This is a genomic window from Deinococcus aquatilis DSM 23025 (assembly GCF_000378445.1).
GTDB classification, from domain to species: Bacteria; Deinococcota; Deinococci; order Deinococcales; family Deinococcaceae; genus Deinococcus; species Deinococcus aquatilis.
The window spans coordinates 156,132-176,450 of sequence record NZ_KB899697.1 but is presented as its reverse complement, the minus strand read 5'-3'; the positions used below and the strand labels follow the sequence as shown (position 1 = coordinate 176,450).

Genomic DNA, 20,319 nt, shown 5'->3' with positions numbered 1-20,319 from the left:
CATGACGCTCCACGATCACGTGGAGCGCCTGCTCTGCCTGCTGACCCTGGCGTATGTGTGGTGCGTGCTGGTGGGTCTTCTCCAAACATGCACCGTGAAGGTGCACGGTCGACGAAACTGGAGTGTGGTCATCTTGGGTCTCCGTACCCTGGTGCGCACATTCGCGCGCATCCACGAGCGTGGAGAGGTCGAAGCCCTTCAACTGATTGGACTCTTGGAGCCGTCTCAGACAGAAAAATTAGAAAGTGTCGGGTACTGAGGGCGTTGTGGCAACGCACAGTTTACAAGTGCAATATTTTTAATTTTAAGTGAACTTCAGTATGAAAAGCAGCAAGGATAGCCCTTCAAGTGTTGAGATAAACTGAATGGCAGTTGTGCATTCTATAAAAGGCTTCTGTATCCGATTTCGTCTGTTCAAGCGCACACTGACGTATGGCATTCATCCTAGTGATGGCTAGCATGACCATCCTCCTGATGGTTCTCGCCTTCCTGACCCTGACACGTGAAGACCGTGAGATCGTGCAGGAGCAACTGACATTGGACGCGGAACGTAAGCCAGCGCTGGCAGCAGTAACGGTTTCACGGCGAACAGGTTCTTTCCAGACCTCCCTCAATGATTGACCACACAGAAAGCTCTAATCCGCCCAGGCATCAGGCTGAGGCGGATTGTTTCTATGAGAAAACCGACCACACTCGATAGGTCGAAGTTCGTCTATAGACCAATCCAGCAAAGCCAACAGTCAAGAAAGCAGATTGTTGTAAAAAAATTTATTTCATTGTCTACCTGTGACTTATCTAGTAAGCCAGACCGCCTCGCTTGAACAGGAAACCCGTTTTGGTAAAAACGACCATGACAGTTCGGCCTTCCGCTTTGAAGTTCAGTTGCGAATTTTGATAGATGTTAGACGTGCTGACACAGGTTCCTTCAAGGCCATAGGTGGTCCCTTTGGCAAATTGCGGTACGGAAGCAGCGGTTCGGCCTACTGGTTTGACCTTTCCGTCTGGGGTGACCGTCACTTCCATTTTCAGCTTTGAATTCTCAAATACTTTGACGCGCACGCCCAGGCAGGGAGAAGGGGCATCATTGATGGCTAACAGTCCGTCCATTCTATAAGTTGAGGCGAGACCAGATGACCCCAGGACTGTCATAGCCAATACAGCTATAGAACTCAGAGGGACTCGCCGTCCCTGACCGGCCAACCGGCGAATAATTGTCATTTGCCATAGAATAGGTCACTGTTTCCAACAAATCTCTTACCATTTAATAGACAAATTACTGACGTACAGTTTTGGACCACTGTGGTTTGAGTGCTCTACACGAGGGTGTAAGGCAACCCCGTAGGATTGCTCTGGGAAAGTATGTATGTGCCTCAGAAATGGGTCAACCCAATGCTCTACGCTTGAGCCATGCGTCTTCCTCCCTCTGCCCAATCCGCATCTGGGCGTCTGAAGTTTGCTCCTTACGCGGTGCTGTCTACCTGTCTGTTGATCCTCACGGCCTGCGGCAATCCGGACGGAGGCGGGGGAGGCGGGACAGATCAGATCTGCCAGCAGGCGGTCTTGCCCGCCAGTGTTCTCGCCGCCTCTACCGTGCCCAGTACGGTCTCGGCACCCGACTGGAATGCCCCCCACGTACCGGGCGAACTTCTGGTGACACACGCGGCAGGCGGCCTGAGCGGAGGGAAACTCAGCGCACAGGCGGTGAGGGCACTTGGTATGGTCACGACAGAGGCCGTCACGCCCACTCTGACCATTGCTACCATCTCGAACGGTGAAACCGAGCAGGCTCTGGCCACAAAGTTGGAGGCAGCGGGGCTGACTGTGCAGCCCAATTTCTTGTATCAGCCACTGGCGGTGCCTAATGATCCGGGTTACAGGAGCGGGATACAGGTTAGCGACACCACACTCACGCAGACCTATCTGCCGCGCATCAAAGCCCAGGCCGCATGGGATTTTCTGGCTGCCTGTGGCAAAACGCCTGCCAGTGTCAAAACTGCTGTGCTGGACACTGGGGCTGACAGCAGGCATCCTGATCTGGCCGGAAGATTGATATCGGCACGCAATTACACTGGCAACACCGTGAACGCCGATACCAGCGATACGGATGGACACGGCACCGCCGTTATCGGTCTGCTGGGCGCGGCCACCAATAATGCCGCTGGTGTCGCTGCCGTCACCTGGAGCGGGCAAAACTTGATGCCGTACAAAGTGTTGGGTGCAGGTGGCGGTTCCACGGCGCAGGTGGCCCAGGCTCTCAACGACGCTGTTGCAGAGGGCGCGAAAGTGGTCAATATGAGCTTCGGCATCCAGCCGAGTGCGTATGGGCAGGACCCCGGCGACAGGATTCTTGATGCGGCCCTGACAGCGGCGGCCAAGAATGCCGTGTTGGTGGCTGCTGCTGGGAATACTGCTAACGACGGCGTCTACTACCCGGCCAGCAACCCCAATGTGATTGCCGTCGGAGCCATCGGTATAGGAAATTCATTGGCCTGCTATAGCGCCCGCCCCAACAACACCTATACCCGCTCCCTTGATCTGGTGGCTCCGGGGGGAGGCGGCGGCTGTGCAGGAACGACCCTGAAAGACAACATGCTGGTGCTCGGGCTGACCTCGGCTGACGACGGTCATTTGGGCAAATACAGTGTGAGTGCTGGAACCAGTGAAGCCGCCCCCCTGGTCAGCGGTGTGGCCTCGCTGATGCTGGCGGCCAACCCTGCGCTCACCGCGCCACAAACCCGCGCCCTGCTGCTCTCTACTGCCGACAAAGGCAGCGTGTCTGGATACGCTCTGCTGGATGCGTTGGCAGCAGTCAAGGCGGCCACGCAGTAACCTCGCATTCAATCTCTGTCAGTTCGTTTTGCCACCCAGCTTTGCCTACGAAAGCCGTCCAGTGATCGGGCGGCTTTTCGCATGGATCTCAGATCACCAGAGGACCTTAGCTGGCCTGAAAGGTAGGGGAGACCTCTGGAAAGTTCAGCCTAAAAGTGATATCACTTTGATACACATCTGATAGCCCATGATTCTTCTCTAGCTTCAGATGTCTGGGAGCCTACGATGAACAAACTCGAACAACCTCCGGTCATTCCCCCCTACCAGAGCGGCGTTTCTCCTGAATCCGGCGTGGCGAGTGTGGAGCGCCGCGCTTTCGGCCTGCCCGGCGTTCCTGCGGTGCTGCTGTGGCTGGTGCTGGCGGGGCTGACACTCTGGCTGCTGGTGTCGGAGCAGTTTGTGGCTGGGGCATTGGCAGGCGTTCTGGCCTTCTTCGGTTTGCTTGGATTTTTTATTGTTCAGCCAAATCAGGCGTCTCTGTTGACCCTGTTTGGCCGCTACGTGGGCACCGAGCGCCGCAACGGGTTTTACTGGACGAATCCCTTCACGGTACGCAAGCGAATTTCTCTGAGAATCCGCAATTTCAATTCGGAACGCCTGAAAGTCAATGATCAGATGGGTAATCCTATCGAGATTGCGGCGGTCATTGTCTGGCGGGTGGTGGATACGGCGCGGGCTGTCTTTGATGTAGAGGACTACATGGCCTTTGTAGCGATTCAGGCCGAAACAGGGTTGCGGCACCTTGCTTCCCAGTATCCCTATGACAATTACGACGACGCGAGCATGAGCCTGCGCGGAAATCCCGATGAAGTGGCCGAGGCTCTGGTGCGCGAGCTTGGAACCCGGTTGCGGCATGCGGGTGTAGAGATTCTGGAAGCTCGCCTGTCTCACCTCGCCTACTCGCCCGAAATTGCCGGGGCCATGTTGCAGCGCCAGCAGGCCAGCGCGATCATCGCCGCCCGCAGTCAGATCGTGCAGGGGGCGGTGGGTATGGTCCAGATGGCCCTGCACCAACTGTCCGAACAGAACATCGTGCAGCTTGACGAGGAACGCAAAGCCCAGATGGTGTCCAATCTGCTGGTCGTGCTGACCAGTGAGCGCGGCACACAGCCCATCGTGAACGCCGGGAGCCTGTATTGAGCGCCCTGACTGTGCTGTTCCTGACTGTGTTACCAGATGTACAGGCCGGGTGAAGGCGTGTGGCACGCAAAAGTTACCCTCTGCGGATCAGTCCGGAATTGTATGCCGCCCTGGAGCGCTGGGCCGCCGACGACCTCCGCAGCGTGAATGCCCAGATCGAGTTTCTGCTGACCCAGAGCGTGAAGCGGGCCGGGCGCTCTGGGCAGACGCTGAGCAAGGAGCTACCGGCTCCAAGAGCTACAGAAGATCCTGAACAGTAGTTCGGCCCCAACACATTCCCTGTCCAATTTCTTGGATGGGGAATTTTGCTGTCTGTGATGCTCTGGCTACAGATGACAGCTTCTGGTCTATCCCCGCTCTATCCCGCGCAGCAGCAGTCCGACAAAACTGTCCGCCACATCCGTCTGACTCAGGCGGCCCCCGGGTCTGAACCAGTTGGGCAGCCAGTTCGCCCCAGACAGGGCCAGCACTGCCGTCAGTTTCACATTGGTGTCGGGCGCAAAATCTCCCGAATCCACCCCGTCTTGCAGAATGCCCCGGAAGACCCGCTCCACGGCGTCGCGCCGCGCAGTCACGGCCTCCTGACGTTCTGGAGGAAGTTGCCGCCACTCGCTGAACAGCACCGCCGAAAATTCCAGATTGCGCGTGACCACATCGGTATAGGCTTCCAGTGCCAGCCTGAACCGGTCGGCGGGCAACAGGTCGGCGCGTTGGACAGGCAGCAGCGCTTCATCGAACTCGTCGGCCACGCTCTGCACAATCCCCCACAGCAGGTCTTCTTTACTCTTGATGTGCGAATAGAGGCTTCCTGCCTTCATGTTCAGGGCCGCCGCAATATCGCGCATAGAGGTCGAGCGGTAGCCTACTTCCGAAAAAAGGCGGGCAGCAACATGGTAAATCTGCTCCTTGCGGCCCCCTGTTGGTGCGGCGGGCAGATCAGCATCAATCATCGCAAGGATGCTAGCAGCCTGATTGCGAAAAGTGGTGCAACAGTCTGGGTTGCTTTTTTCACGGCACAACCGCACAGCTTGAACTTTTCTCACTGCTGGCGCGTATGCTGGGAGCGTTACACCACTCAAATCGTCTATCCCCGTCCGTCTAAATCTTGTGCTGGAACCCTGCTCTCTTTATTCAAAGATAGCATAGATATACATGGATTTATTCAAGAAAGCATTCTTATGTCACCTGAAATTGGTCGAACCAGCGAATTTTTCCGGCTGTCAAAGCCACAATCCTTGCCCTATTGCAATTTGTCATCTCTTGACGCTTCATAGAGCGGGGCTTAATATTATGCACATCGGTTAAATCGGCTCCCGTGAGGGCACGAACCGACCTCCTGCAGCCGGACGTGCCCGCAGCGTCCCTCCACTCCGAGGTCTGTCATGACATCCATTCCGTCAGGTTCGCCCAATTCGTCCGATTCTGCCTTCAATCCCGCTGAACTGTCGCCGGGCGGCAGCGCGTGGCAGGAACTGTTGCCGCCCATGACCGCGCATGAGGCCAGCGTGGAGGCCAACCGCTGCCTGTACTGCTACGACGCGCCGTGTTTGCACGCCTGCCCAACGCATATCGATATTCCCACCTTCATCCGCAAGATCGGCACCGGAAATCTACGCGGCAGCGCCCGCACCATTCTGGAGGCCAATTTTCTGGGCGGCACCTGTGCCCGCGTCTGTCCGGTGCAGGAACTCTGCGAGGGCGCGTGTGTGCTGGGCGCAGACCACAAACCCATTCAGATCGGCAGGCTGCAACGCTACGCCGTAGACCACGTGCAGGAGCGCGGTTTGCAGATGTTCGTGCCGGGTATGCCCACTGGGAAAAAGGTGGCGGTGGTGGGCAGTGGCCCCGCCGGAATCAGCGCCGCTGCCGAGCTGGCGAAGCAGGGCCACGCCGTAACCTTGCTGGAAAAACGCGAGCTGGCGGGCGGCCTCAGTACCTACGGCATCATCAGTCTGCGCGAGCCGATTGAGGTGGCGCAGCGGGAAGTGGAGGCAGTGCAGGCGCTGGGCGTGGACGTACAGACGGGCCACGAACTGACCGGGGCCGCCGAACTCGACATCCTGCTGAACGAACACGACGCGGTGTTTCTGGCGCTGGGATTGGGAGCGGTGCCCGCAATGGGCATTCCCGGTGAGGAGCACGTGCTGGACGGGTTGGAATTCATCGAGCGGGCCAAACTGAACCCGGCCAGCCTTCAGCCTGGACAGAAGGCGGTGGTGATCGGTGCGGGCAATACCGCCATCGACGCCGCCACGATGGCCCGCCGCGCCGGGGCCGATGTGAACATGGTCTACCGCCGCACCGAGCGCGAAATGACCGCCTACCGCCATGAATACGAATTCGCGCTGCACGAGGGTATTCACTTCACCTTCCTGACCCAACCGATAGAGGTGCTGAGCAAGGGCGGCAAGGTCACAGGCGTGAAATGCGTGAATATGGCCCTCGGTGCGCCCGACGCTTCTGGCCGCGCCCGCCCTGAACCCGTGAAGGGCAGCGAATTCGTGATCGAGTGCGACACCGTGATCAAGGCGATTGGGCAGGAAAAACCCGCGCTGGCTCAGGTTCTGGGTCTGGAACTGGAAGGCGGTTATATCAAGGTGAACGAAGACCTGCAAACCAGCTTGCCCCGTGTGTGGGCAGGCGGCGACGGCGTGCGTGTGCGTGGCAGTGCCAGTACGGTGATGGCCGTGCAGGACGGCAAAATTGCAGCGGCGAGTATCGGGGCGGCGCTGGAAAAAGAGGTGTCTCATGGCTGACCTGTCCATCAACTTCGCGGGCATTCGCGCTCCCAATCCGTTCTGGCTGGCCTCCGCGCCGCCCACCAATTCCGGCCTTCAGATCAACCGCGCCTTCGAGCACGGCTGGGGTGGAGCCGTCTGGAAGACCATCGGCGCACCAGTGCTCAACATTTCCAACCGCTACGGCGGCCTGAGCATCGGCGGTCAACGGCTGCTGGCGATCAACAACGTCGAGCTGATTTCAGACCGCCCGCTGGAAGTCAATCTGCGCGAAATTGCCGAGGTGAAACGGATGTGGCCTGACCGCGCCGTGATCGTGAGCGCGATGGTGGACGCCGACCCGCAGGCGTGGCGCGACATCGTGATGATGATTGAGGACACCGGGGCCGACGGTATCGAGCTGAATTACGGCTGCCCGCAGGGCATGAGCGAGCGCGGCATGGGTGCGGCGGTGGGGCAGGTGCCGGAAATGTGCGAGCTGAACACGCACTGGGTCACGTCTGTCACCAAACTGCCGGTGATCGTCAAGCTCACGCCCAACATCACGCACATCATCGAACCGGCCCACGCGGGCATTGCGGGCGGCGCACACGCCCTCTCACTGATCAACACCATCAATTCCATCATGAAAGTCGATCTGGACAGCTTCCAGATCACGCCCAACATCGGCGGGCGCGGCACACACGGTGGCTACGCGGGGCCAGCGGTCAAGCCCATAGCCCTGAACATGCTGACCGAGCTGATGACCGACCCCGGCGTACTGCGCTCGGGCGTGCCTATCTGCGGTATGGGCGGCATCGTGACGTGGCGAGACGCCGCCGAATTCATGCTGCTGGGCGCAACCGCCGTGCAGGTCTGCACCGCCGCCATGCACTATGGCTACCGCATCGTAGAAGATATGATCGACGGCCTGAGCAACTGGATGGACGACAAGGGCTTTGCCACCATCTATGATTTCGCCGGAAAATCGCTGCCGCAGGTCAGCACCTTCGGGCAACTCGACCTGAGTTATCAGGCGGTGGCCCGCATCAACCCTGACAAGTGCATTCAGTGCAACCTGTGTTATGTGGCCTGCAACGACACCGCGCACCAGTGCATCGATCTGTATTCCCCAGACGGCATCCGGGTAGACCCCGGCTTCGACCCGCGCATGAACGGGCGGCAGGTGGCCGACAGCCGCCCCACGCCTGTCGTGCGCGAACCCGACTGCGTGGGCTGTGCGCTCTGTGCCAACGTGTGTCCGGTAGACAACTGCATCGAGATGGTCAGCGTGCCCAGTGGCCGCGAAAGCGTGACGTGGGATCAGCTCACCGCCGCTCGGCCCGCCGTCACGCAGAGCTGGGCAGCTATGGAAGCGTACCGGGAAGAAGCTGGGATCGAGATTCACTGAGTAAAAAGAGCTGGAGCAATTGGCGGCAATAATGGGGTATCCATGGCTTATAGCTCACAGCCGTGTCTACTTTGCTAGAGGGGGAGATGTACTGAATGACATTGCCTAACAGTCTCTTGATCCAAAACGGTGAACTTGTATCAGATGGACGGCGCTACAAAGCTGATCTTCTGATTGAAGGCGAAACCATAGCCCAGATTGGCGAGAACCTGACGGCCCCCGAAGGCGCACGGGTCATTGATGCCAGCGGCAAATACATCTTTCCCGGCTTCATCGATCCGCATGTGCATATCCACCTGCCCTTCATGGGAACGCACGCCAAAGACACCCATACCACCGGGTCTATCGCGGCCCTGATGGGCGGCACCACCACCTTTATCGAAATGCTCGCCCCAGCAGGCAGCGAGGCGCTGAAAGACGGCTGGAAGACCTGGACGGAGATGGCGCAGGGCCACAGCGCCTCCGACTACAGCTTTCATATCGGCGTGACGCGCTGGGACGACGAAACCGAAGCCACCCTGCGCGAACTGGTGGCACAGGGCATGAAGTCTTTCAAGGTGTTTCTGGCTTATAAGGGCGCATTCGGCATAGATGACGCCGCGCTTTATCAGGTGTGCAAGCTTGCTGCCGAACTGGGTGTGGTGGTCACGGCCCACTGCGAAAACGCCGATCTGGTTTCTCAGCTTCAGCAAAAGCTGCTGGCTGAAGGCAAAACTGGCCCCGAATGGCACGAACCCAGCCGCCCTGAAGGCGTGGAAGCGGAAGGCACCGCACACTTTGCCGCCTTTCTGGAAATGACGGGCGCAAAAGGCTATGTGGTGCACCTTTCCAATGCCCGCGCACTGGAAGCCGCGCTTGCGGCCAAGGAACGTGGCGTGGATATCGATGTGGAAGTGGTGATTCCGCACCTTCTACTCGACAAGACCTATGCCGAACGCCCCGGCGTGGAGGGCGCAAAGTACGTGATGTCGCCGCCCCTGCGAGACAAGAGTAATCAGCCCGCGCTGTGGCAGGCGCTGGAACTAGGCCAGATCGACACCGTGGCAACCGACCATTGCCCCTTTGACGTGGCCCAGAAACGCATGGGCGACGGCAATTTCACCCTGATTCCCAACGGCATTCCGGCCATCGAAGACCGTGTGAATCTGCTGTATACCTACGGTGTCAGCCGGGGAAATCTGCGGCTGGAACGCTTTGTGGACGCGGCCAGCACCCGCGCCGCGCAGTTGTTCGGCCTGTATCCGCGCAAGGGCACGCTCTCGGTGGGCAGTGACGCCGATATCGTGGTGTACGATCCGCACTACCGGGGCACCATCAGCGCCGCCACATCGCACATGAACAACGATTACAGCGGCTTTGAAGGCTTTGAACTCGATGGCCGCCCGGAACTCGTGACCGTTCGCGGGGAAGTGGCGGTGGAACACGGCGAATTCGTGGGCACGGTGGGTCGCGGACAATTGCTCCGGCGCTAGCACTCGCCTTTTGCCCCTCTCTAAGGGGGGCCGTTGCAGAGCAACCGGGGGTTCGCCTTCCAGCTCAAGCACCATTTGCCACTTCTATCTGAGGTAATCCGTGACCGCATCCCGCCCAACTTCTGACGCTCCCATCGTTTCTGTGCGCGACCTCCAGATGATCTTTCCCACTCCCGGCGGGCAGACGGTGGCGCTTCAGGATGCCAATTTGCAGATCATGCCGGGAGAATTTATCAGCCTGATCGGGCCATCGGGCTGCGGCAAAACCACGTTGCTGAGACTGATGGCCGACCTGATCCAGCCCACAGGCGGCGAGTTGCTGGTCAACGGCGGCACGCCCCGCAAGGCCCGCGAAAACCGCGCCTACGGTTACGTGTTTCAGGCCCCGGCGCTGATGGAATGGCGCAATGTGCTGAACAACGTCAAATTACCGCTGGACGTGATGAATACGCCCAAAGCCGAGCGTGACAGCCGCGCCCGCGAGATGCTGAAGCTGGTAGGGCTGGAAAAATTCGAGCGGTCTTACCCGTGGCAACTGTCGGGCGGAATGCAGCAGCGCGTCAGCATTGCGCGGGCGCTTGCCTTCGATCCGCCGCTGCTGTTTATGGATGAGCCGTTCGGGGCACTCGATGAAATCACCCGCGAGAATCTGAATCTGGAGCTGCTGCGGCTGTGGCGTGAAACAGGCAAAACGGTGGTCTTCGTGACCCACTCCATCAGTGAGGCGGTGTTTCTCAGCACCCGCGTGGTGGTCATGACGGCCCGCCCCGGCAAGATCGAGGGCATCGTGGACATTGGCCTGCCGCACCCCCGCAGCGATGACAGCCGCGAAGACCCACGTTTTTTTGAATATGCGACCCAGATTCGGGAACTGCTGAAGAAGGGGCATTCGTGAGAAAGACGGGAAGTGGTGAGTGGGAAGTGGTGAGTGGGAAAACCACGGTCAGAAGGCCTGATCTGTCACATGCTGTTGCCACCGATCTACAAGCTCTATCTGGTGGCTCTCCATGACCGCTGCTCCCGCCAACCTGCCGCGCCCCGCCCGCCGCCCTTCCAACCTCCTTCCCATGCTCGGCGTCGCCCTCGCCGCCCTGCTGCTGTACTGGCCGCTGATGCTGTGGGCCAATTCGGGGCAGGCGGCCCGTTCACTTGCCAGCGGCGCAGATCTGGGGTGCACCACAGCTCTGGCCTGCGCTACACAGCTCCGCAATCCAGTCATTCCCGCGCCGGGGCAGTTTGCGACAGGATTTACCAGCCTCAGCGTGCCGCCGCTTGCGCCCACCAGTGCGCCCTACAACGCTCTCGTCACTGGCGGAGAAACCCTGCTGGGGCTGGCGCTGGCGTCCGTTCTGGGCCTTGTTCTCGCCACCTTACTTGTCCGTAGTCGCAGTTTCGAGCGGGCCACCCTGCCGTGGTTGGTGGCCTCTCAAACCGTGCCTATCGTGGCCCTCGCGCCCATGCTGGCGGTGCTACTCGGGCAATACGGCGTACAGGGATTCCTTCCCAAAGCCATCATCGCCGCTTACATCGCCTTTTTTCCCATTGCCATCGGTATGGCGCAGGGACTCCGCAGCCCTGACCCCCTGCAACTCGATCTGATGCGAACCTACCGCGCCTCGCCCGCGCAGGTCTTCGGGCTGCTTCAGGTTCCGGCCAGCCTGCCCTACCTGTTCACCTCGCTGAAAGTGGCGGCGACGGCGGCTCTGGTGGGCAGCATCGTGGCCGAGATCAGCACCATTTCCTTCAGCGGTCTGGGCAAGATGCTGGCCGAGAATTCGCGGGCGTCCGATACCGTGGCGCTGTGGGTCATCATGATCTACGGCGCGGCGCTGGGCATCGTGCTGGTGGCCCTGATCGGCGGGCTGGAAAGGCTGGTGACAAGATGGCGACCCCCAGCATGACGCAGGGCAGTATGCAGATAGCGGCCCTGCCTGTGCGCTCCGGCTTTGGCCTGCCGCTGCTGTTGTTGTCGGCAGCAGGTCTGCTGGGCCTCAGCGTGTTGCTGGCGGGCCAGGCGGCTCCGGCGCTGGCCTGGCCGTGGCTCTTGGGAGTAGTGGCGCTGCTGCTGGTGGGCGCGGTGGGCATCCGCCAGAGCGCACAGGGCGAAAGCCGCACCGCCCGCATTTTGCCCGCTGCGGCCACCCTGATTCTGGCTGTTCTGGCCGCCGAAGCTATATTGCGGGCCTACGCCGTTCCCACTGGCCTGATTCCCGCACCCAGCAAAGTGGCACAGTCGCTCTGGGCCGCCCGTACCGTGTTGCTGCAAGACGCCTACTACACCTTTGTGCTGGAGGCGCTGCTGGGCTTCGTGGTGGGCACGCTGGCGGGGCTGGGTTTGGCGCTGCTGGCCGTGCGCTTCCGCATTCTGGAGCGTGGCGTTTTGCCCTACGCGGCGCTGCTGTCCAGCGTGCCCATCGTGGCGTTGGCTCCGGTGGTCATCAAGGCGGCGGGGCTGGGCTGGCCGTCCAAAACCATCATCGTCGCCATCACGGTGCTGTTTCCTGTCGTCATCAACGCGGTGCGCGGCCTGCAAAGCGCCCAGCCCATGCACCTCGATCTGATGCACTCCTATGCTGCCTCGCCCGCTCAGATCTTCCGTGAGGTACGCTGGCCCTCGGCCCTCCCCTTCATTTTTACCGCTCTGCGCGTCAGTTCCACCCTTGCCCTGATCAATGCCATCGTCGCCGAATTTTTTGGTACAGAAGGGCACGGGCTGGGCTTCCGCATTCAGATCGAGGTGGGCCGTTTTGGGCTGGACATTGTGTGGGCCGCCATCGTGGTGGCCTCCGTGATCGGTATTTCCTTTTACCTGTTCATCTCGGCGCTGGAACGCTTTGTTCTGCGCCGCAACTGAGCTGCCGCAACTGATTTTTGCCGCACCTGCCCAAAGAATCCCTGCCCTGCACAGCACTTCCCCTCTCCCGGAGGTTTCAACATGAAGAAATTCGCGCTCCTGTCCGCTCTGCTCGGCCTCGCCATTCTTCCCAGTGCTTCTGCTCAGTCCGGTACGCCCGCCAAGCCCGTGCAGGTGCGGCTCCAACTGAAGTGGTTCCCGCAGGCCCAGTTCGCCGGATTCTTTGTGGCGCAGGCCAAGGGCTATTTCAAGGCCGAAGGACTGGATGTGCAGCTTTTGCCCATCGGGGATCAGTCGCCCATTCAGACGGTGTCTACGGGCGCGGCAGATTTCGGCACCACCTGGATTACCGACCTGCTCACCGCCCGTCAGCAGGGCCTGCCTGTGGTTCACATTGCCCAGTTGTTCCAGAAGTCCGGTTTTACGCTGGTGTCCCTAAAATCCAGCAAGATGACCAAACCCGCCGACTTTAAGGGCAAGCGCGTGGGGGTGTGGCCCAGCGGCAACGAATATCCGGCCATCGCTCTGATGAAGAAATACGGCCTGACCACCAGCCTCGATTCCACGGTGTCCAATCCCAGTGTGCAGGCCGTGACCTATCCCTTTGACCCCAGTATCGTTTTCCCCGATAAAGTCGATCTGGTGTCGGCCATGACCTACAACGAGGTCGATCAGATCGTGGGCCTCGGCTACAGCATGGACAAACTCCGCATTTTCAAGGCGTCCGACTACGGCATCAACCTGCTCGAAGACCTGATGTTCACGTCTCAGAAGGTGCTGGATGACAAGAACTTCAAAAATAGCGGCCTCAGCGGGCGTGAGGTGGCCGCCCGGTTGGTGCGGGCCAGCATCAAGGGCTGGAACTACGCCGTGAAAAATCAGGCCGAGGCCGTGAACATCGTGCTTCCTCTGTGCGGAAACACCTGCAAAGGCTCGGGCACCCGCGCCGATGCCAAGGGCCACCAGACGTGGCAGATGGCCGAAATCGCCAAGCTCTACAACAGTGGCCCCACCCTTCAGGGCCGCGCCGGATACCTTGACCCCGCGGTGTACAAATCCAACGTGACCCTGCTCAAGAGTCTGGGCATTCTGAAGGCTGATCCCGCTGCCGGAGCGGTGGATTACACGGTGTGGCAGGCCGCGACGGGCAAGAAGTAACCGCGCAAGAAAGAACAGGTCTGTCGACCCTGATCTGCGGGATACAGACTCCGAATACCCCACATCTGATCCGAAAAGTAATCTGTCAGGTGTGGGGCGTACACTCGGCCCTATGAACTTTCCTGCCGTACTGACCCTGCTGGGCCTCGCTGTTGCTGGCTCCGCCGCTGCCCAGAGCGCCACCATGACCATTCCCGGTATGGGTCAGATGTTGGCAGGCGACCACGCCGCCCGCGCCATGAAATGTGGCAACAACGCTTTCACCATCAGCGGCAACAGCAACAAAGTCACCCTGACTGGCAACTGCACGCAGGTGGTCGTGAACGGCAATAAAAATGTCGTGACGGTAGTGAATGTCGGCCAGATCGTGCTGAACGGCAAGCAGAACACCGTGACCTGGACCAAATCGCTGAAAGGGGCCAAACCCCTGACGCGTGTCACGGGAACAGGCAACAAAATCCTTAAAAAATAGTATGTAGTTCGTGTGCAGAAGCTCCCGCTGACCACAGTTTTCAGGGTTGGCGGGCTTTTGATCCCCCCAAAGGAGCCTATGACCACTCTCGATCCACGCCGAACCATAGATGAACTTAAAGCCCTGCGTGCGCTGACAGGCGACGAACAGGGCGCTCAGCGGGTCGCCTTTACCGAGAAATGGGTGGCGGCCCGCGACTTTTTGAAAGAACGGCTGGCCGAGTTGCCTGTAGAGGTTCATACCGACCCGGCGGGCAACCTGTGGGCCACCCTGAAAGGCGAATCCGAGCGAGAATTGCTGATCGGTGGCCACCTCGACAGTGTGCCCAACGGTGGCTGGCTGGACGGCTGCCTGAACGTGCTGGCGGGTCTGGAAGTGCTGCGCCGCCTGAACGAGCAGTACAGCGGCAAACCGCCCGTCACGGTACGGCTGGTGGATTGGGCCGACGAGGAAGGCGCACGCTTTGGCCGCAGCCTGTACGGATCAAGTGCGGCCAGCGGGCATTTCGATGTAGCACAGATGGCAAAACTGCATGACAGAGACGGCGTTTCTCTGGCCGACGCGCTGAAACAGGTGGGTGTAACGCTTGAAGATGCGCCGCAGGCTCAGGCCGAGCTGAAGAACGCTGCCGCTTACCTGGAACTGCATATTGAGCAGGGGCCGGTGCTGGAAGGAATGAGGCTGCCGCTGGGCGCAGTGCTGGGTACGGTGGGCGTGGAGCGGCATACCCTCACCTTTCACGGGCAGGCGGCGCATTCAGGCAGCACACCTATGAACGTTCGCCGGGATGCCTTTTTGGCGGCGGGCCGATTCGGGCAGGAAATCTACACCATTGCCGAGCGTCACGGCGGCGTCTGCACCATCGGCAGCGTCAAAACTCTTCCTGGCATCGTCACCAGCGTCGTCGAAACCTGCGAGATCACGCTCGATCAGCGCCACCTGAACGCCGAAAAACTGGCCGCCATGTGGCAGGACGCGCAGGATGCCGCCACCCGTTTGGCCGAGGAAGGCGGCTGCACCGTCTCGTTTGGCTACCTGTGGAACATCGAGCCGATTCCTTTCCATCCAGAGCTGATCGACGCCTGCGAGGCCGCCATTCTGGAAGTCACGCCCACCGCTCACCGCCTGCCCAGCGGCCCGCTGCACGACGCCGCAGAGGTGGCCCGCGCCGGGGTTCCGACAGAGATGCTGTTCGTGCAGAGTTTGCGCGGCATCAGTCATAACAAGATCGAAGACACACTGGAAGAACACATAGAGCTGTGCGTGGTGGCGCTGGATAAGCTGGCGGAGAAGACGATGGAGTGGATTGGCAACCGTGACTGAAAAAATCTCAGTACTGGCGCAAAAGCACTCGGGGAAGCGGTTATCCCCGAAAAGTTTGCTCTGCCGAGCAGTTCTCAACAGTCTATAGAGGAAAAGAAAGATGGAAACCAAACGGGAGAAATCTAGGCGAGAGAAGAGGATGGCGGCTTATCTGGCTATCGCCCAGGACCCAGTGGCAGAAGTGCGTTGCCCGAAGTGCCATGCGGGAACGCTCTTTATTCTTGCCGATGTTGTGGGTGAAGACCATATAGAAAAATGGATTCAATGTGATTCTTGTTTTGCCATGGAAACTCTTCTCTTGAGTACGCAGTCGAATTCTTAAGCTCAAGGACTTTCCCTATGCTCCCTACCCTTGCTGATCTACTCACGCTTCCGGCCTTCGCGGGCGCGGAGGTTTTGAGCGGTCAGGCGCGGCTGGGGCAACCTGTGACGTGGGTACATGTCTCGGAAATTGCCGACGCCGCCCGGTTTCTGAGTGGGGGAGAGGTCCTGCTCAGCACAGGTTCGCCCCTGATTTCCTTGAGCGATGCGGAGGCTGAAGCCTATCTACGCTCGCTGGCGGAAGGCGGGGCACATGGGCTGATCCTGGAACTGGTGCGCGATCTGCATGACCCACCCGCAGTTCTGGTCGGCGCGGCCCGCCTGTACGATTTTCCGCTGATCGTGTTCCGTCAGGAGGTCAGCTTTGCGGCCCTGACCCGTGCCGCTCACGCCCGTATTCTCAGGCCCCCCGCCGATGCCTCTGAACCCTCTCTGGCCCCATTGCTGGATGCCCTGAACGAAACGGGCCGCAGCCTGGGCTTCATGCAGGCGCATCTGGGCGCATTGTTGGCCCTGCCGCCGCGCCCCCGCGCCACCTTGCTCAGCACGCTGGGAGCGCTACTGGATCACAATTTCAATGTGGCAGAGTCGGCGCGGCGGCTGGGTGTGCGTCGCCAGACCATCTATTACCGACTGGAGCAGTTGCGGGCCATGCTGGGCGACCTAGACGATCCCCGGCGGCAACTGGGACTACAACTGGCCCTCGAAATCGCGCGTGGGGAAGCCTCGGCAGGGCGGGAACCCTAGACCAGCGTTTCAAAAGTCCTGGTCTCCTAAAGAATTGGTTTCCTACGGCCCTGTTCCGGTTCCCGCGCCTCTGTACTTTTCGCCGTTCGTTTCGCTCACGCCCGGCTGCAGGCCAGTGCAATTCCGTCTCATCCCACTTGGTGGCCCTGTTCGGCTCCGGCCAACCCCTGCGCCCGGAGTTCTTGCAGCAGCGGCGCGTAGATGTGACGCTCCCCACCTGGGCCGCAGCCATCCCATAACCCGTTGGGACAGTGGCGGTCATCGTCCCAGCCCGCATGATTGAGGATCGGGTACAGGCACACGCCTTCTACCGGGGTGCCCTGCGCCCGCGCCCGCCGGATTCCGTCCATCACGCCCCGGAACCATACGGAGCGGGCTTCCCCCTCCGTGCCTGTTTCCGACAGGAACAGTGGGCGGCCATAGCGGGCGTACACCTCGTTCAGAAGGTCGTCAAGTGGGCGGTGGAAAGCATGTTCAGTCGGCAGATGTTCGCGCTCGTGGGCGTGCGGGTGAAAAAACCACTGGTTGTAGGGGTAATAGTTCAGGCCCACGATATCGAGTGCGTCAGGAAAACCGCCCAGTTCGGGGTGGAGTCGTCCACTCAGCATGTCCAGCGTCTGATATTGCCCCAGATGTTCGGCCCGCGCCAGTTCTTCTTCGTGTGGACGGTCTGGATGCCAGCGACTGGACAGCAGCGGTTCGGCGTATACGATCCTGACATTGGGCAAGACCCGGCGCAGAGAGTCGGTGGCTTTGAGGGCTGCCTGCACCAGTTGCATCTTCAGTTCCAGCCCACGCCCGTGTGCGAATGGATTGAGGTACCCCACGTCACCCCCTGCCCAGGTCAGAAACGAGATCTCGTTGATCGGACAGACAAACGGTGTGGCGTCTGGGTTTTCCTGTGCCAGCACGGCAGCGCAGGCAGCAGCGTAGCGGCCAAATTGGTCAGGAAATTCGGGTGAGAACACGTCCACGAAGTCGGGCCAGCCGTAGTGACACAGATCCCAGATGATCTGCATACCAGTCTGACGGGCTGCCCGCAGCATGGGCAGGACACTGCGAAAGTCGTATTCACCGGGCGTATGTTCGATCAGGTGCCAGCGAAAACCATCGCGGGCAGTCTGCATCCCAATCTCTCTGAGCCGGGTGTAATCCTGCAGTGCAAAACGGTCATGCGCCGTGGCGTCTATCACGTCCAGACGCCGTCCTGCCCGCAGACGTTGGGTGGAGCATTCGAATCCGCCCTGGAAAAAGCTCCTGAACAGTTCCGAAACCATCGGCTGAGCGGCGACGTGGGAAGGATAGGAGACAGCCATATCCACCATTTCGCCCAGCTCTGCATTCATTTCCAGATGAGAACTGATGAATTGATGCTCACCTATTTCTCAGCCCACGGGCAAAGTTTATGAATCGGTCTTCGCTGGATCGGCACGGGCGAAAACCGCTGGGGCGCTAAATTCCTCTAATGTGCCTGCGCCCCATTCCATTCTCACGCTTTCAAGGAAGTGCACTATGACACATTCTGAATACGCCTCACAATCCTCCACCCTGCCCCCCCTCCTCTGTATAGCCCATCTGCGTTGGGATTTTGTCTTTCAGCGCCCTCAGCACCTCATGACGCGGGCAGCACAGACGCGCAGCGTGTATTACATAGAAGAACCTATGTTTGGGGAGACGGATGACCGGATGGCCGTACGCCGTGACCCCAGTGGTGTACTGGTATGCACGCCGCATATCCTGCACGGGCTGAGTGCCGACGAATCTCAGGCCCGCACCGCCAAATTGCTTCAGGAACTCGTCAGGAATGAGGGATTGACCGAGTATGTGCTCTGGGTCTACACCCCCATGGAACTTCCGATCACAGCGGGCCTCACTCCCTCACTGACCATCTACGACTGCATGGACGAACTTGCCAACTTCCGGTTCGCTCCGCCTGAACTGCTGACCCGTGAAGCCGAGCTGTTTCGCCGCGCCGATCTGGTCTTTACCGGGGGCTACCGACTCTGGGAAGCCAAGCGACACAAACACCCGCGCGTCTTCCCATTTCCGTCAAGTGTGGATGTGCCGCACTTTGCGCGGGCGCGTACCGTGAAGGCCGAACCCGAAGATCAGGCGGGACTGCCCGGCCCACGCCTCGGTTTTTATGGTGTGCTGGACGAACGGTTCGATGCGCCGCTGATGTCTGAACTGGCCGAGCGCCGTCCCGACTGGACCTTTGTATTGCTGGGTCCAGTGGTCAAGGTGTCGCGAGAAGAGCTTCCGCAGGCCAGCAACGTGCATTACCTGGGCCAAAAATGCTATGCCGACCTGCCCGGCTACCTGAGCGGTTGGGACGTGGCCCTGTTGCCCTTTGCCCGCAACGACGCCACGGAGTTCATCTCACCCACCAAAACCCCTGAGTATCTGGCAGCAGGCGTTCCTGTCGTGTCCACCGCCATTCATGATGTGGTGCGGCCTTACGGCGAGGCGAAGCTGCTGGAAATCGCCCACGATGCACAGGGTTTCGAACAGGCCATTCAGAAGTTGCTGGACGCACGCGGAACGCCGCAGGCAGCCGAGCTTCAGGGCCGGGCAGATGCTCACCTGAGTCAACTGTCCTGGGACAGGACATGGCAAGATATGGAAAACCGGATGGCCGAAGCTGCCGCCGAGCGCACGACCCTCGTGGTGGAGGCCGCCGATGACTGATTCTTCAAGCCGGAAAAAACAGGGATTCGATTATCTGATTGTGGGTGCGGGCTTTGCCGGGTCGGTGCTGGCCGAGCGCCTCGCCAGCGTGGGAAAACGCGTTCTGATCGTGGAGCGCCGCCCGCATATTGGCGGCAATGCCTATGACCGCCACGATGAAGCAGGCATTCTGATTCATCCTTATGGCCCGCATATCTTCCATACCAACTCGCGGCAGGTGTTTGATTACCTGTCGCAATTCACGTCCTGGCGGCCCTATGAACACCGCGTGCTGGCCAATGTCGACGGTCAGAAATTACCCATTCCCATCAATCTCGATACCGTCAACCGCTTGTACGGCCTGAGTCTTACGGCGGCGCAACTGGAAGACTATTTTGCCAGTGTTGCTGAGCCTGTCGAGCAGGTCAGGACCAGTGAAGACGTGATCGTGAACCGGGTGGGCCGCGACCTGTACAACAAGTTCTTTCGGGGCTATACGCGTAAGCAGTGGGGCCTCGATCCCTCCGAACTCGATTCCTCGGTCACGGCCCGCGTGCCCACCCGCACCAGCCGCGATGATCGGTACTTTACCGACACCTATCAGGCCATGCCGCGCCATGGCTATACCCGCATGTTTGAGGCGATGTTGGCGCACCCCAATATCAGCGTGATGCTGAACACCGATTACCGCGACGTGATCGAGATGTTGCCCCACGATCACCTGATCTATACCGGTCCCATCGATACCTTCTTTAATTTCCGCTATGGCCGCCTGCCTTACCGCAGCCTGAATTTTGAACACGTCACGCTGCCCCAGGAGCAGTTTCAGCCGGTGGGCACGGTCAACCATCCCAACGATTCCACCTTTACCCGCGTGTCGGAATTCAAGCACATCACGGGGCAGACGCACGCCCAGACCAGCCTCGTGTACGAATATCCAACCGCCGAGGGCGACCCCTATTACCCTGTACCCCGCCCCGAGAACGCCGAGCTGTACCGCAAATATGCTGCCGATGCCGACGCGTTACAGGGCGTGACCTTCGTGGGCCGCCTCGCCACCTACAAGTACTACAACATGGATCAGGTCGTGGCTCAGGCGCTCATGACCTTCAAGCAACTGGAACCTGAGTTGGCGGGCGTCAGAACCGAGGCGGAAGTTCAGGTCTAATTCAAGGCTCTAAATTTAGAGCTATATCTTCCAATCTAGA

Annotated in this window: 20 protein-coding genes and 1 pseudogene; 18 read left to right on the top strand and 3 right to left on the bottom strand. The window is 59.8% G+C overall.

Translation table 11 applies throughout. The annotated features are described in order from the left end of the window. Both F561_RS29610 and F561_RS0103125 read left to right on the top strand, forming a co-directional pair. Positions 1 to 259 (top strand): annotated as a pseudogene (locus tag F561_RS29610) (IS4 family transposase); the annotation flags it as partial. Between the two features lie 200 nt (positions 260 to 459). Continuing rightward, positions 460 to 621 (top strand): hypothetical protein, encoded by a 162-nt coding sequence (locus F561_RS0103125; protein WP_157451504.1) that lies wholly within the window; start codon positions 460 to 462, stop codon positions 619 to 621. A 174-nt stretch (positions 622 to 795) separates the two neighbouring features. Here F561_RS0103125 and F561_RS0103120 read toward each other — a convergent pair whose 3' ends face one another. Further along, entirely contained in the window at positions 796 to 1,107 is a 312-nt protein-coding gene (locus F561_RS0103120; protein ID WP_019008483.1) for a hypothetical protein, read from the bottom strand. 300 nt (positions 1,108 to 1,407) lie between these two features. Between F561_RS0103120 and F561_RS0103115 the strand changes: the two genes are divergently transcribed. From F561_RS0103115 to F561_RS0103105, 3 genes are all read left to right on the top strand, one after another. Next, entirely contained in the window at positions 1,408 to 2,829 is a 1,422-nt protein-coding gene (locus F561_RS0103115; RefSeq protein ID WP_019008482.1) for a S8 family peptidase, read from the top strand. A 225-nt stretch (positions 2,830 to 3,054) separates the two neighbouring features. After that, positions 3,055 to 3,969: an SPFH domain-containing protein gene (locus F561_RS0103110; RefSeq protein ID WP_019008481.1), complete on the top strand. Its 915-nt coding sequence runs from the start codon at positions 3,055 to 3,057 to the stop codon at positions 3,967 to 3,969. Positions 3,970 to 4,028: 59 nt separating this feature from the next. Then, positions 4,029 to 4,229: a type II toxin-antitoxin system antitoxin gene (locus F561_RS0103105; protein ID WP_019008480.1), complete on the top strand. Its 201-nt coding sequence runs from the start codon at positions 4,029 to 4,031 to the stop codon at positions 4,227 to 4,229. An 87-nt stretch (positions 4,230 to 4,316) separates the two neighbouring features. Here the strand turns inward: F561_RS0103105 and F561_RS0103100 are convergent, their stop codons facing one another. Next, positions 4,317 to 4,919 carry a TetR/AcrR family transcriptional regulator gene (locus F561_RS0103100; RefSeq protein ID WP_019008479.1) on the bottom strand — a complete coding sequence of 201 codons (603 nt, stop codon included), beginning with the start codon at positions 4,917 to 4,919 and terminating at the stop codon, positions 4,317 to 4,319. A gap of 432 nt (positions 4,920 to 5,351) precedes the next feature. On the opposite strand from F561_RS0103100, the gene F561_RS0103095 reads away from it, so the two are divergent. From F561_RS0103095 to F561_RS0103050, 11 genes are all read left to right on the top strand, one after another. Then, the gene (locus tag F561_RS0103095; protein WP_019008478.1) at positions 5,352 to 6,725 is read left to right on the top strand and encodes an NAD(P)-dependent oxidoreductase; all 1,374 of its coding nucleotides are present in this window, start codon (positions 5,352 to 5,354) and stop codon (positions 6,723 to 6,725) included. After that, positions 6,718 to 8,097: an NAD-dependent dihydropyrimidine dehydrogenase subunit PreA gene (gene preA, locus F561_RS0103090; protein ID WP_019008477.1), complete on the top strand. Its 1,380-nt coding sequence runs from the start codon at positions 6,718 to 6,720 to the stop codon at positions 8,095 to 8,097. Before F561_RS0103095 ends, preA begins: the two co-directional genes overlap by 8 nt. 95 nt (positions 8,098 to 8,192) lie before the next feature. Next, a complete protein-coding gene (hydA, locus tag F561_RS0103085; protein WP_040379609.1) occupies positions 8,193 to 9,569 on the top strand; it encodes a dihydropyrimidinase in 1,377 nt (458 codons plus the stop codon). A gap of 100 nt (positions 9,570 to 9,669) precedes the next feature. Then, the gene (locus F561_RS0103080; RefSeq protein WP_026298567.1) at positions 9,670 to 10,464 is read left to right on the top strand and encodes an ABC transporter ATP-binding protein; all 795 of its coding nucleotides are present in this window, start codon (positions 9,670 to 9,672) and stop codon (positions 10,462 to 10,464) included. 112 nt (positions 10,465 to 10,576) lie between these two features. Then, a complete protein-coding gene (locus F561_RS0103075; protein WP_019008474.1) occupies positions 10,577 to 11,470 on the top strand; it encodes an ABC transporter permease in 894 nt (297 codons plus the stop codon). Next, complete coding sequence (locus tag F561_RS0103070; protein WP_019008473.1) at positions 11,452 to 12,423, top strand: ABC transporter permease; 972 nt, start codon at positions 11,452 to 11,454, stop codon at positions 12,421 to 12,423. The genes F561_RS0103075 and F561_RS0103070 overlap by 19 nt, the downstream gene beginning before the upstream one ends. Before the next feature lie 81 nt (positions 12,424 to 12,504). After that, positions 12,505 to 13,581, top strand: a complete 1,077-nt coding sequence (locus F561_RS0103065; RefSeq protein WP_019008472.1) for an ABC transporter substrate-binding protein — start codon at positions 12,505 to 12,507, stop codon at positions 13,579 to 13,581. A gap of 112 nt (positions 13,582 to 13,693) precedes the next feature. Next, the gene (locus F561_RS27020; RefSeq protein WP_019008471.1) at positions 13,694 to 14,053 is read left to right on the top strand and encodes a DUF3060 domain-containing protein; all 360 of its coding nucleotides are present in this window, start codon (positions 13,694 to 13,696) and stop codon (positions 14,051 to 14,053) included. A 78-nt stretch (positions 14,054 to 14,131) separates the two neighbouring features. Then, positions 14,132 to 15,376, top strand: a complete 1,245-nt coding sequence (locus F561_RS0103055; protein WP_019008470.1) for a Zn-dependent hydrolase — start codon at positions 14,132 to 14,134, stop codon at positions 15,374 to 15,376. A 100-nt stretch (positions 15,377 to 15,476) separates the two neighbouring features. After that, positions 15,477 to 15,698 (top strand): hypothetical protein, encoded by a 222-nt coding sequence (locus F561_RS28575; RefSeq protein WP_157451503.1) that lies wholly within the window; start codon positions 15,477 to 15,479, stop codon positions 15,696 to 15,698. Positions 15,699 to 15,715: 17 nt separating this feature from the next. After that, the gene (locus tag F561_RS0103050; RefSeq protein WP_026298566.1) at positions 15,716 to 16,444 is read left to right on the top strand and encodes a PucR family transcriptional regulator; all 729 of its coding nucleotides are present in this window, start codon (positions 15,716 to 15,718) and stop codon (positions 16,442 to 16,444) included. A gap of 128 nt (positions 16,445 to 16,572) precedes the next feature. Here the strand turns inward: F561_RS0103050 and F561_RS0103045 are convergent, their stop codons facing one another. Further along, the gene (locus F561_RS0103045; protein ID WP_019008469.1) at positions 16,573 to 17,790 is read right to left on the bottom strand and encodes a hypothetical protein; all 1,218 of its coding nucleotides are present in this window, start codon (positions 17,788 to 17,790) and stop codon (positions 16,573 to 16,575) included. 268 nt (positions 17,791 to 18,058) lie between these two features. Between F561_RS0103045 and F561_RS0103040 the strand changes: the two genes are divergently transcribed. Then, positions 18,059 to 19,132: a glycosyltransferase gene (locus tag F561_RS0103040; RefSeq protein WP_019008468.1), complete on the top strand. Its 1,074-nt coding sequence runs from the start codon at positions 18,059 to 18,061 to the stop codon at positions 19,130 to 19,132. Next, complete coding sequence (gene glf / locus F561_RS0103035) at positions 19,125 to 20,279, top strand: UDP-galactopyranose mutase (RefSeq protein WP_019008467.1); 1,155 nt, start codon at positions 19,125 to 19,127, stop codon at positions 20,277 to 20,279. The genes F561_RS0103040 and glf overlap by 8 nt, the downstream gene beginning before the upstream one ends. Positions 20,280 to 20,319: the final 40 nt, after the last annotated feature.